The sequence below is a fragment of the Streptomyces palmae genome (assembly GCF_004684805.1).
Lineage (GTDB): Bacteria > Actinomycetota > Actinomycetes > Streptomycetales > Streptomycetaceae > Streptomyces > Streptomyces palmae.
This window is the reverse complement of record NZ_SRID01000210.1, coordinates 1-11852: the sequence shown is the minus strand read 5'-3', so window position 1 is coordinate 11852 and position 11852 is coordinate 1. Positions and strand designations below refer to the sequence as shown.

The 11852-nt window shown below is 75.1% G+C and carries 12 protein-coding genes; 9 read left to right on the top strand and 3 right to left on the bottom strand.

All coding sequences use genetic code 11. The features are described 5' to 3' along the window. A partial coding sequence (locus E4099_RS20645) for a substrate-binding domain-containing protein (protein WP_167828435.1) occupies positions 1-315 on the top strand: 315 nt, incomplete at its 5' end. A gap of 50 nt (positions 316-365) precedes the next feature. Here the strand turns inward: E4099_RS20645 and E4099_RS20640 are convergent. Then, a complete protein-coding gene (locus E4099_RS20640; RefSeq protein WP_135340578.1) occupies positions 366-2000 on the bottom strand; it encodes an amidohydrolase in 1635 nt (544 codons plus the stop codon). 89 nt (positions 2001-2089) lie between these two features. Here E4099_RS20640 and E4099_RS20635 point away from each other — a divergent pair, with 89 nt between their 5' ends. Next, positions 2090-2794 carry a TetR/AcrR family transcriptional regulator gene (locus E4099_RS20635; protein ID WP_135340577.1) on the top strand — a complete coding sequence of 235 codons (705 nt, stop codon included), beginning with the start codon at positions 2090-2092 and terminating at the stop codon, positions 2792-2794. A gap of 18 nt (positions 2795-2812) precedes the next feature. Here E4099_RS20635 and E4099_RS20630 read toward each other — a convergent pair whose 3' ends face one another. Next, the gene (locus E4099_RS20630; RefSeq protein ID WP_135340576.1) at positions 2813-4501 is read right to left on the bottom strand and encodes an IclR family transcriptional regulator domain-containing protein; all 1689 of its coding nucleotides are present in this window, start codon (positions 4499-4501) and stop codon (positions 2813-2815) included. A 163-nt stretch (positions 4502-4664) separates the two neighbouring features. Here E4099_RS20630 and E4099_RS20625 point away from each other — a divergent pair, with 163 nt between their 5' ends. The 7 genes from E4099_RS20625 (at position 4665) to E4099_RS20595 (ending at position 11255) form a co-directional block, all read left to right on the top strand. After that, complete coding sequence (locus E4099_RS20625) at positions 4665-5423, top strand: CoA transferase subunit A (RefSeq protein ID WP_135340575.1); 759 nt, start codon at positions 4665-4667, stop codon at positions 5421-5423. Then, positions 5420-6061, top strand: coding sequence for a CoA transferase subunit B (locus E4099_RS20620; RefSeq protein WP_135340574.1), 642 nt, complete (start codon positions 5420-5422; stop codon positions 6059-6061). The genes E4099_RS20625 and E4099_RS20620 overlap by 4 nt, the downstream gene beginning before the upstream one ends. Before the next feature lie 92 nt (positions 6062-6153). Next, the gene (pcaH, locus tag E4099_RS20615; protein WP_135340579.1) at positions 6154-6906 is read left to right on the top strand and encodes a protocatechuate 3,4-dioxygenase subunit beta; all 753 of its coding nucleotides are present in this window, start codon (positions 6154-6156) and stop codon (positions 6904-6906) included. Further along, positions 6903-7463 (top strand): protocatechuate 3,4-dioxygenase subunit alpha, encoded by a 561-nt coding sequence (gene pcaG / locus E4099_RS20610; protein ID WP_135340573.1) that lies wholly within the window; start codon positions 6903-6905, stop codon positions 7461-7463. Before pcaH ends, pcaG begins: the two co-directional genes overlap by 4 nt. Further along, positions 7450-8862 (top strand): 3-carboxy-cis,cis-muconate cycloisomerase, encoded by a 1413-nt coding sequence (pcaB, locus tag E4099_RS20605; RefSeq protein ID WP_135340572.1) that lies wholly within the window; start codon positions 7450-7452, stop codon positions 8860-8862. The genes pcaG and pcaB overlap by 14 nt, the downstream gene beginning before the upstream one ends. Then, on the top strand, positions 8859-10025 hold the full coding sequence (pcaDC, locus tag E4099_RS20600; RefSeq protein ID WP_135340571.1) for a bifunctional 3-oxoadipate enol-lactonase/4-carboxymuconolactone decarboxylase PcaDC: 1167 nt from the start codon (positions 8859-8861) through the stop codon (positions 10023-10025). The genes pcaB and pcaDC overlap by 4 nt, the downstream gene beginning before the upstream one ends. A gap of 51 nt (positions 10026-10076) precedes the next feature. Next, the gene (locus E4099_RS20595) at positions 10077-11255 is read left to right on the top strand and encodes a 4-hydroxybenzoate 3-monooxygenase (protein ID WP_135340570.1); all 1179 of its coding nucleotides are present in this window, start codon (positions 10077-10079) and stop codon (positions 11253-11255) included. Between the two features lie 69 nt (positions 11256-11324). On the opposite strand, the gene E4099_RS20590 is transcribed toward E4099_RS20595, so the two are convergent. Further along, positions 11325-11780, bottom strand: a complete 456-nt coding sequence (locus E4099_RS20590; protein WP_135340569.1) for a MaoC family dehydratase — start codon at positions 11778-11780, stop codon at positions 11325-11327. Between the last annotated feature and the right edge of the window lie 72 nt (positions 11781-11852).

Sequence of the window (11852 nt, the reverse complement as noted above, 5' to 3'; positions counted from 1 at the left end):
GGGTCGGCGGGTGGGCGGCCCGACGCCCTGCTCGTGGTGGCCGAGGCGAGTCCGCCGCTGATCCTGGACGCGGCGCGCCGCCACGGCTACCGGGTGCCCGGCGATCTGCTGCTGGTCTGCGTGAGCGAGGATGTGACGGCCACCCACACCGAGCCGCCGGTGACCACCCTGAGCCTGCGGCCCGAGGAGGTGGCGAAGGCCGGTGTCGAACTCCTGGTGGGCGTCCTGGAACAGGGCCTGGCGGAGTCGGCCGGGGTGCTGGTGCCCACCCGTCTCGACGTACGGGGCTCCTCGCTGCGGAGGCCGCGGGACTGAGCGGTGCGGGCCGGGTCCGCCCCCCGTGCGGGCCCGGCCCGCGCGGCGGCTCACGCGGAATGCACCAGTTCGCCGCCGACATAGGTCCGCTCCACCCGCGCCTCGGCGATCTCCTCCGGCGGCGCGGTGAGGATGTCCCGGTCCAGGACGATCAGGTCGGCGAGGTGGCCGGGGCGCAGGGTGCCGGTCTCGTCCAGGCCGTTGACGTGGGCGGAGCCGGCCGTGTAGGCGGCGATGGCGGCCGCCGTGTCCAGGCGCTGTTCGGGCAGGAAGACCCGTCCGTCGGTGGCCCCGGGCTCCTGGCGGTTGACGGCGACATGGATGCCTTCGACGGGGTTGGGACTGCTGACCGGCCAGTCGCTGCCGGCGGCGAGCGTGGCGCCGGCCCGCAGCAGGTCGCCGAACGGGTACTGCCAGGCGGCGCGTTCGGGGCCGAGGAAGGGGATGGTCAGCTCGTCCATCTGCGGTTCGTGGGCGGCCCACAGCGGCTGGATGTTGGCGATGGCGCCCAACCGCGCGAAGCGGGTGATGTCGTCGGGGTGGACGACCTGGAGGTGGGCGAGGTGGTGGCGGTTGCCGCGCATGCCGTTGGCCCGCCGGGCGGCTTCCACCGCGTCCAGGGCCTCGCGGACGGCCCGGTCGCCCAGGGCGTGGAAGTGCACCTGGAAGTCGAGGGCGTCGAGCCGGGTGACGTGCTCGCGCAGGGCGAGGGGGTCGACGAAGCTGAGGCCGGTGTTGGCGGTGGCGTGGCCGCAGGCGTCGAGGTAGGGGGCGGTCATCGCGGCGGTGAAGTTCTCCGCGATGCCGTCCTGCATGATCTTCACCGCGCCGGCCCGGAACCGGCCGTGGCGCGACTCCTCGCGCAGCGCGACCAGTTCGTCGATCTGCTCGGCACCCCGCTCCCGGTCCCACCACAGTGCGCCGCTCACCCGGGCGGTGAGCGAGCCGTCGCGGGCGGCCGTCAGATACGCGTCCGAAGGGTCGGGTCGGCCGCCGAAGGTGCCGAGCAGCGCGTCCTGCCAGGCGGTGATGCCGTAGGAGTGCAGCAGCCGCTGGGCCCGGAGCAGTCCGGCCAGCCGGTCCGCCGGGGTGCTCGCCGGCACCAGGCGGGAGACCAGCGCCGTGGCGCCCTCCTGGAGCATCCCCGACGGGGTGCCGTCCGGCTCGCGTTCGATCCGCCCGTCGGCCGGATCGGGCGTGCCGGCGGTGAGTCCGGCCATCTCCAGGGCCCTGGTGTTGGCCCAGGCGCCGTGGTGGTCGCGGTTGGACAGCAGCACCGGCCGGTCCGGGACGACGGAGTCCAGCATCTGGCGGGTGGGCAGGCCGCCCGGGAAGCTCTCCATCGACCAGCCGCCGCCGGTGATCCACGGCCGCTCGGGGTGGGCGTCCGCGTACGCCCGGATCCGGGCCAGGTAGACCCCGGCGCCGAGGGCGTCGGTGAGGTCGCACTCGGCCAGCTCCGTCCCCCCGTACACCGCGTGGACATGGGCGTCCTGGAACCCGGGGAGCAGCAGTTTGCCGGTCAGATCGACGACCTCGGTGCCGGGGCCGACGAGGTCGCGCACCTCGTCGTGGCCGACGGCGGTGATCCGGTCGCCGGTGACCGCGAGCGAGGTGGCCCGGGTCCGGGCCGGGTCGGCGGTGAAGACGGGGCCTTGGGTGAAGACCAGATCGGCCTTGGGCATGGGGGGCTCCAGACGGTGAGGGGTGCGGGGAGCGCCATGGAAGCCGGACCGCGCATGACACGTCAATGGTGTTGTCGTAAGCTCGGGGCATGGTCGAACGCGTGGTTCCGGAGGAGAGGCGGCAGCGCCGCAGGCCGACCAAGCAGGGCGCCGTGCTCTCCGAGCGGCTGATCGTGGAGACGGCGTTGCGGCTGGTCGCGCAGCATGGCGCGGAGGCGCTGTCGGTACGGCGGCTGGGTGCCGCGCTGGGCGCCGACCCCAGCGCCCTCTACCGGTACTTCCGCAACACCGACGCCCTGCTGCTCGCCCTGGCCGACGAGCTCATCGGCCGCGCCCAGGAAGGCTGGCGGCCCACCGGCGACTGGCGTGCCGACCTGCGCGCCATCGGTCTGCGGATCCACGCCTCGTACCAGTCGAACCCGCAGGCCGCCCTGCTCGCGGCGCACCGCACGACCGGGCGGGTCCACGAGACCCGGGCGGTCGAGACGATCCTCGGGATACTGCGCTCGGCGGGCTTCCCCGACCCCCTCGCGGTGCGGGTGTACCACGCCTTCGTCGACCAGGCCCTCGCCTTCGCCGCCCAGGACGCCGCCGCCCTCGCCCTTCCGGCGGCCGCCCAGGAGGCGGACGCGGAGGTCTGGCACCAGGCGTACGGCAGACTGCCGGCCGACACCCACCCGAATGTCGCGGCGACCTTCCCGCTGCTCGCCGCCGACATGCGCGGCAGCGGCTACCCCTTCGCGCTGGAGCTGCTGCTGGACGCGATCGCGGCCCGCCTGCCCGCCGCCCGGTAGCACCCCGGGCCGGGACGTTCAGCCGGCGGGCACCGGGGAGAACCGGTCCACCGCGGCGAGGTCGGCGCTGATCCGCGCCGCGGTCTCCAGCAGCGGGGGCAGCAGCGCGGCCAGGCTCTCCTCGGCGGGAGCGCGGCCGGCGTGCAGCGCCACGTTGACCGCGGCCACCACCCGGCCGGCGCTGTCCGTGATCGGCGCCGCGAGCGAGCGCAGCCCCTCCTCCAGTTCCTGCTCCACCCAGCCGTAGCCGCGCCGGGCGGTGTCCGCCACGGCCTCGGCGAGCGCCTCGGGATCGGTGAGCGTGCGCGGGGTCAGCGCCTGGGGCACCACCCGGGCCAGCCGTGCCGCGCGCTCGGCCTCGGGCAGGGCCGCCAGCAGCACCCGGCCCATGGAGGCCGCGTACGCGGGCAGACGCGTGCCCACCGTGATGTCGACGCGCATGATCCGGGTGCCGGCGACCCGGGCGACATAGCGGATGTCGTCGCCGTCGAGCACGGCGACGGAGGCCGACTCGTGCACCCGGTCCACCAGTTCGGCCAGGTGGGGGGTGGCGATCTCGGCCAGGGACAGTCCCGCGACCCGGGCGTACCCCAGCTCCAGGACCCGGGGCAGCACCCGGAAGCCGTCCGCCTCCTCCGCCACGTACCCCAGGTGCCGCAGGGTGATCAGCGAGCGGCGGGCGGTCGCCCTGGGGAGCCCGGTCAGCCGGGCGAGGTCGGCCAGCCGGATCGGGCCGCGGACCGCGCCGAAGGCGCACAGCACCTCCAGGCCCCGGGCGAGCGACTGGAGGAAGCCGGAGCCCAGCTCCTCCTTGAGCGCGCCACCGGACTCCGCCGCCGGGACCCGGGCCGGGAGGGCGTCGCCGGGCCGGCCGGGCGGCGGGGTGCGCAGTGCCGACTCCATGGCCGCGACGGTCTCGCGCAGCGGGGGAAGCGCCTGCTCGGCCAGCGACCGGGCGCTGTGCCGGCTGGTGTGGCTGACCACGCTGGCCGCGCAGACGACCGTGCCCGCCGGGTCGCGGACGGGGAGCGCGACGGCGACCAATCCGGGCTCGATCAGCTGGTCGTCCACCGCCCAGCCGTCCGCCCGGGCCGCTCGCACCCGGTCCCGGAAGGCCGACTCGGCCTCTTCGGGGGTGGACAGGTCCCCTGCCGCCCGGGGCGGAACCGCGGGGAACCCGGCGTCCAGCGGGTCGTGCCGGCGGCGGTCCCGCCAGGCCGCGTACCGGTCCGCGTCCCAGTCGGCGGCGAACAGCGCCCCGGGGGCGCAGCGTTCGGCCGGCAGCAGATCGCCGACCCGGAACGAGATCGCCGTGGCGCGGCGGCGGGCGGCCTGGGCGATGAAGCGCACCCCGTCGCGGTCGGGCACGGCCAGCGACATCGACTCGTCCAGCCGGTCGGCGAGGGCCAGGGCCTGCGCGGTCAGCGCCCCGGGCAGGCCGCAGGAGGCCAGATAGGCGTTGCCCGGCTCCGCCGACCGGGGGGCGAGCAGCAGATCACGGCCCTCGGCCCGCAGGAACCCGAGGCGGAGCAGCGTGGTGGCCACCCGGTCGACGGTGGAGCGGGCCAGGCCGGTGGCGCGGGCCAGGTCGCCAGGGCGGTGGCGGACCCGCGGAGCGCCGGCCACCGCGCGCAGCACGGCGAGTCCGCGTTCCAGCGGTCCCACCGCCTCGCCCGGTGCCGCCGGCACCTCGGTGGACTGCGGCATCGGCTGGCCTCCTGGAAGCGGTCGCGGGTCGATCACGGCGGAAACCGTACCCGCCGCCGTTGACACGGCCCGCAGGACGGGCGGACACTCGGCCGGCGTGACTGAACGAAAGTTCACCAGGCGAACATCCTGCTGTGCTTCCTCCGTGAAACCAGGTCATGACATGGACAAAGTGGTGGCGTCCGCCGCCGAAGCGGTGGCGGACATCGAAGACGGCGCATCGCTGGCCGTCGGCGGATTCGGGCTGAGCGGAGTGCCGGACACCCTGATCCGCGCCCTGCACGCCCGCGGCTGCGGCCGGCTGAGCGTGGTCTCCAACAACTGCGGCGTGGACGGCGGCGGCCTGGGCATCCTGCTCGCCGCCGGCCGTATCAGCCGGGTCACCGGCTCCTACATCGGCGACAACAAGGAGTTCGCCCGCCGCTACCTGGCCGGCGAACTCGAACTGGAACTCACCCCGCAGGGCACCCTGGCCGAGCGGCTGCGCGCCGGCGGCAGCGGCATCCCCGCCTTCTTCACCCCGGCAGGCGTCGGCACCCAGACCGCCGAGGGAGGACTGCCCTGGCGGTACGCGCCCGACGGCGCCGTCGCGGTCGCCTCCCCGCCCAAGGAGGTGCGCGAGTACGACGGCCGCGCCTACGTCCTGGAACGCGGCATCACCACCGACTTCGCCCTGGTCCGCGCGGCCCGGGGCGACCGCCACGGCAACCTCGTCTTCGCCCGGGCCGCCCGCAACTTCAACCCGCCGGCCGCGATGGCCGGCCGGATCACCGTGGCCGAGGTCGAGGAGCTGGTGGAACCCGGCGAGCTGGACCCCGACCAGGTGCACCTGCCCGGCGTGTTCGTGCAGCGGGTGCTGGCGCTGACCGCCGAACAGGCCGCCGCCAAGGGAATCGAACGAAGGACGGTACGCCCCCGATGAGCTGGACCAGGGACGAGATGGCGGCCCGCGCCGCCCGGGAGCTCACCGACGGCTCGTATGTCAACCTCGGCATCGGGCTGCCCACCCGGGTCCCCGGTTTCCTCCCCGAGGGCGTGGACGTCGTCCTCCACTCCGAGAACGGACTCCTCGGCGTCGGCCCGTACCCCTACGAGGAGGAGGTGGACCCCGATCTGATCAACGCGGGCAAGGAGACGGTGACCGTGGTGCCGGGCGCCGCCTGCTTCGACTCCGCGCTCTCCTTCGGCATGATCCGCGGCGGCCACATCGACACCGCGATCCTGGGCGCCATGCAGGTCTCCGCCCACGGCGACCTCGCCAACTGGGCCGTCCCCGGCCGCCTGGTCAAGGGCATGGGCGGCGCGATGGACCTGGTGCACGGCGCCCGCCGGGTGATCGTCCTGACGGAGCACACCGCCAAGGACGGCACCCCCAAGATCGTGGACCGCTGCACCCTGCCGCTGACCGGACGGGCCTGCGTCCACCGGGTCATCACCGACCTCGGCGTGCTCGACGTCACCGAGGACGGACTGCTGCTCGCCGAGACCGCCCCCGGCGTCACCGCCGAGGAGATCGCGCGCCGGACCGGTGCGCCGCTGAGGACGGGTGGGCTCCGATGACCGCGAAACGCTCACCCCGCACCGCCGACCCGGCCGCCGGCGGCGTCGAGCCGCGGCATCCCGCCCGCCAACCGGAAAGGCAGCACACCGGCATGACACCGACCCAGCAGGAGATATCGGCGGAGATCGCCGCGCGGCGCGCGGCGTACCTCGGGGCCGGGGAGGTCCGGCACCATCCCCCACGCGACTACCCCCCGTACCGCGGCAGCGCGCTGCGCCACCCCCGCGAGCCCCTGGTGGCCGTGCACGACCCGGAGGCCGCCGAGCTGTCCGGCCCGGTCTTCGGCGCCACCGACGTCACCGAACTGGACGCCGACCTCACCCTCGGACACACCGGCGAACCCATCGGCGAACGGATCACCGTCACCGGCCGCGTCCTGGACCGGGACGGCCGACCCGTCCGCGGCCAGCTGGTCGAGATCTGGCAGGCCAACGCCGCCGGCCGGTACGCCCACCAGCACGACCGGCACCCCGCCCCGCTCGACCCCCACTTCACCGGCACCGGACGCTGCCTGACCGACGACCAGGGGAGGTACCGCTTCACCACCGTGAGACCCGGCGCCTACCCCTGGCCCAACCACACCAACGCCTGGCGGCCCGCCCACATCCACTTCTCGCTGTTCGGCACCGCGTTCACCCAGCGGCTCGTCACCCAGCTGTACTTCCCGGGCGACCCGCTCCTCGGCTACGACCCCATCCTGCAGTCGGTCACCGACGACGCCGCCCGCGCCCGGCTGGTCGCCGCCTACGACCACGAGCTGTCCGTACCCGCGTGGTCGCTCGGCTACCGCTGGGACATCGTCCTCGACGGCCCCGCCGCGACCTGGACGGAAGAGGACCGATGAGCGAACTCCCCACCCCCGCGCAGACCGTGGGCCCCTTCTACGGATACGCCCTGCCGTTTCCCGGCGGCCCCCAGATCGCCCCCGCCGGGCACCCCGGTACGCTCACCGTGCACGGCCGGGTGTACGACGGCGAGGGCGCCCCCGTCCCCGACGCGCTGCTGGAGATCTGGCAGCCCGGCCCGGACGGCAGCCGGTCCGGCGCCCCCGGATCCATGCGGCGGGACCCCGCCACCGGTGGACACGCCGGCCGTGACGGAGTCGTCTTCACCGGCTTCGGCCGGATCGCCACCGACGCGGACGGCAACTGGGCGGTGCGCACCCTGCCACCCGGCGACCTGCCGTACCTCTCCGTCTGCGTCTTCGCCCGCGGCCTGCTGCACCACCTCTTCACCCGGATCTACCTGCCGGGCCCGGAGACCGACGGCGACCCGCTGCTCGCCTCGCTGGCGCCGGAGCGCCGCGCCACCCTGCTCGCCGCCGAGCACGGACCGCGCACCCTGCGCTTCGACATCCGCCTCCAGGGCCCAGGAGAGACGGTGTTCCTTGACTTCCCCTGAGACGTCCGCCGACCCGCCCACCGGAACCGGCGCCGCGGACGTGTACGACACCGGGCTCCTGGCCCCCGTCCGGGCGGGATCACGGGCCGAGGCGACCACCGGCGACCGCGCCTTCCTCCAGGCGATGCTGGACGCCGAGGCCGCCCTCACCCGGGCCCAGGCCGCCCTCGGACACGCCCCGGCGCGGGCCGCGGAGGCCGTGACGGCCGCCGCCCGCGCCGACCGGTATGACACACGCGACCTGGCGCTGCGCGCCCGCCGGGGCGGCAACCCGGTCATCCCGCTGGTCGCCGACCTCACCGCCGCCGTGCCCGAGGACGCCGCGCCCTATGTGCACCGGGGCGCCACCAGCCAGGACATCCTGGACACGGCCGCCATGCTGGTCGCGGCCCGCACCCTGCCCCCGATCGTCTCCGGACTCCACCGCGCGGCCGCCGCCTTCGAGCGGCTGGCCGCCGGACACCGCGCCACCCCGATGGCCGGCCGCACCCTCAGCCAGCACGCCGTACCCACCACCTTCGGCCTCAAGGCGGCCGGCTGGCGCAGCCTCGTCCTGGACGCCGCCGACCGGCTCGCCGCCCTGCGCCCGCCCGCCCAACTGGGCGGCGCGGCAGGCACCCTGGCAGCCTTCGAGTACCTGGCCGACGCGCCCGGCAGCGGCCCCGCGCTGGTCCGGGCGTACGCGGCCGAACTGGGCCTGGCCGCGCCCGCGCTGCCCTGGCACACCCTGCGCACCCCGGTCGCCGACCTGGGCACCGCGCTCGCCTTCGCGACGGCCGCGCTCGGCAAACCGGCCGCCGACCTGCTGCTGCTCACCCGTACCGAGACCGGCGAGGCCGCCGAGGGCAGCGGCGGCGGATCCTCCGCGATGCCGCACAAGAGCAACCCGGTCCACGCCACCCTCATCGCCGCCGCCGCCCGGCAGGCGCCCGCGCTCGCCACCACGCTCCTGGGCTCGCTCGTGGCCGAGGACGAGCGGCCCGCCGGTGCCTGGCACGCCGAGTGGCAGACCCTGCGCGAGCTGCTCCGGCTGGCCGGCGGATCCGCCGCGCACACCGCGGCCCTCGCCGAGCGGCTGCGGGTCTTCCCCGACCGGATGCTCGACAACCTGCACCGCACCCGGGGACTGATCGCCGCCGAGCGGCTGGCCGCCGAACTGTCCCGTGCCATCGGCCGTACGGCGGCCCGCGACCTGCTCGACCGCGCCACCCGGACGGCCGCCGAGGAACGGCGCGATCTGACCGACGTCCTCGCGAAGGCCCCCGCCCTCGCCGGCCGGGTCGCCCCCGAGCGGCTGCGCGCGCTCGGCGACCCGGCCACCGGCACCGGCTGCGCGCCGCTGCTCGTCGACCACGCCCTGCGGAGGAAGCCCTCCGCCGCACCGGAAGACCACCCATGACACCCGTGCTCCACCACCGGATCGACGGACCACCCGATGCCCCCGCCCTCATCCTCGCCCCCTCCCTGGGGACCTCGCTCGCGGTCTGGGAAGCCCAGGCCGCCGCCCTCGCCCGCCACCACCGGGTGATCCGATGGGACCTGCCGGGACACGGTGGCAGCCCGACCTCGGCCCTGCGCGACCCGGCCCCCGGCGCCACCACCGTCGCCGGCCTCGCCGACCTGGTGCTGGACCTCGCCGACCGGCTGGGCGCGCCCCGCTTCGGCTACGCGGGCATCTCGCTGGGCGGGGCGGTCGGCGCCCACCTCGCGGCCCACCACCCGGAGCGGATCACCCGACTCGCCCTGGTCTGCTCCTCGGCCCGCTTCGGCGACCCCGCCGCCTGGCGCGAACGGGCCGCCCTGGTCCGCGCACAGGGCACCGGGCCGCTGGCCGACACCGCACCCGGACGCTGGTTCACCCCGGACTTCGCCTCGACCCGGACGGCCGGCCGTCTCGTGGACGACCTGCGCACCGCCGACCCCACCGGATACGCGGCCTGCTGCGACGCCCTCGCCGACTGCGACCTGCGCTCCGAACTCCACCGGATCACCACGCCGACCCTGGTCGTCGCCGGACGCGCGGACCCCGCCACCCCGCCCGCCCACGCCCGCGGACTCGCCGACGGCATCCCCCGGGCGACCCTGCTCGAACTCCCCGGCGCCTCGCACCTGGCGCCGGCCGAGCGTCCGCAGGCCGTACTCGACGCGCTCCTCGGCCACTTCGCCGCCCCGGCCGGCGACGGCGGCCGGTACACGGCGGGGATGGCGGTGCGCCGCGCGGTCCTCGGCGACGCCCACGTGGACCGGGCCACCGCCCGCACCACCGCGTTCACCGCCGACTTCCAGGACTACATCACCCGTTGCGCCTGGGGCGAGGTCTGGACCCGTCCCGGCCTCGACCGGCGCACCCGCAGCTGCCTGACCCTGACGGCCCTGATCGCCCACGGGCACCTGGAGGAGCTCGCCATGCACCTGCGGGCGGCGCTGCGCAACGGGCTCACCCCCGACGACATCAAGGAAGTCCTGCTGCACTCCGCCGTCTACTGCGGGGTGCCGGCCGCCAACTCCGCCTTCGCCACCGCCCAGCGCGTCCTGGACGAGGACGGAGCCCCCTCCTCCTGACCGCCCCGCACCACCGACACCACCCCGCCTTCCACCGCATACGGAGCCTCCATGCCGCGCACCACCGTAGGCATCATCGGAGCCGGACCCGCCGGACTCCTGCTCTCCCACCTGCTGCACCGGCAGGGCATCGACAGCACCGTCCTCGAACGGCGCAGCCGCGACCACGTCGAGCACCGCCAGCGCGCCGGCATCCTCGAACAGGGCACCGTCGACGTGCTGCGCGCCTCCGGGGCCGCCGCCCGGATGGACCGGCAGGGACTGGAGCACCACGGCATCGAGCTGCGCTTCGACCGGCGCTCGCACCGCATCGACTTCCCCTCCCGCGCCGGAGGCCGGTCGGTCATGGTCTACGCCCAGACCGAGGTGGTCAAGGACCTGATCGCGCTGCGTCGGCAGGACGGCGGGACGGTGCTGTTCGAGGCGGAGGCACTGTCGGTGGACGGCGCCCGGACCGAGCACCCGAGCATCCGCTACCGCCACCAGGGCGCCGAGCACACCCTGGACTGCGCGTACGTGGTGGCCTGCGACGGCTTCCACGGCATCGGCCGCCGGTCCGTACCGGAGGGCGGGCTGACCGTGGTGGAACGCGACTACCCCTTCTCCTGGCTGGGCATCCTCGCCGATGTCCCGCCCTCCTGCGAGGAGTTGATCTACGCCCACCACGAGCGGGGGTTCGCCCTGCACAGCATGCGCTCGCCCCGGGTCAGCCGGCTCTACCTCCAGGTCGATCCCGAGGACACCACCGGGGACTGGCCGGACGAGCGGATCTGGGGCGAACTGGAGACCCGCCTCGCCATCGACGGCGACTGGACACTGCGACGAGGCCCGATCACCGAGAAGAGCATCACCCCGATGCGCAGCTTCGTCAGCGAACCCATGCGCCACGGGCGGCTCTTCCTGGCCGGCGACGCCGCCCACATCGTCCCGCCCACCGGGGCCAAGGGCCTCAACCTCGCCGTCGCCGACGTCACCCTGCTCGCCCAGGCGCTCACCCGCCACCAGGCGCACGGGGACGAGTCCGGGCTGGACGCCTACTCGGAGACCGCGCTGCGCCGCGTCTGGCGGGCCGAGCACTTCTCGTACACGATGACGACCCTGCTCCACGCCGACCCCGCGGAGACCGCCTTCGACCGGGCGCTGCGCCTCTCCCAGCTGCGCTACCTCGCCTCCTCGGCGGCGGCCTCCGCCTCGCTCGCCGAGAACTACGTGGGATTCACGGAGGACTGAGGGCACCCCAAGCCCCGGAAGGGGGCGGTCGCGTGCTGCGACCGCCCCCTTCCGGGGCCATGGGGCGGATCAGGCGAAGAAGCGGTACACCGCCTGGGCGACGCACGCGGGCTTCCGCACGCCGTCGATCTCCACGGTCAGGTCGACCACGACCTCCACCCCGCCCGCGACGTCCTCCGCGGACACCACCCGGCCGTGTGCCCGGACCTTGGCGCCGACCGGGACGGGGGCGGGGAAACGCACCTTGTTCAGCCCGTAGTTGACCGCCATCGACACCCCTTCGACCCGGAGCAGCTCGCTCCACATCGGGATGAGCAGCGAGAGCGTGAGGTAGCCGTGGGCGATGGTGCCGCCGAACGGCCCGGCCGCGGCGCGCGCCACGTCCACGTGGATCCACTGGTGGTCGTCGGTGGCGTCGGCGAAGGTGTCGACTCGCGGCTGGGTGATCTCCACCCAGGAGCTGTGCCCGAGGTCGGCCCCGGCCTGGGCCTTGATCTCGTCGATTCCGCGGACGGTGCGAGGCATGGCGGTACTCCGTTCGGAAGTATGGAAGTAAGGAAGTAAGAAGGGGAACCAGAGAAAAGGGGGAAAGGGGGC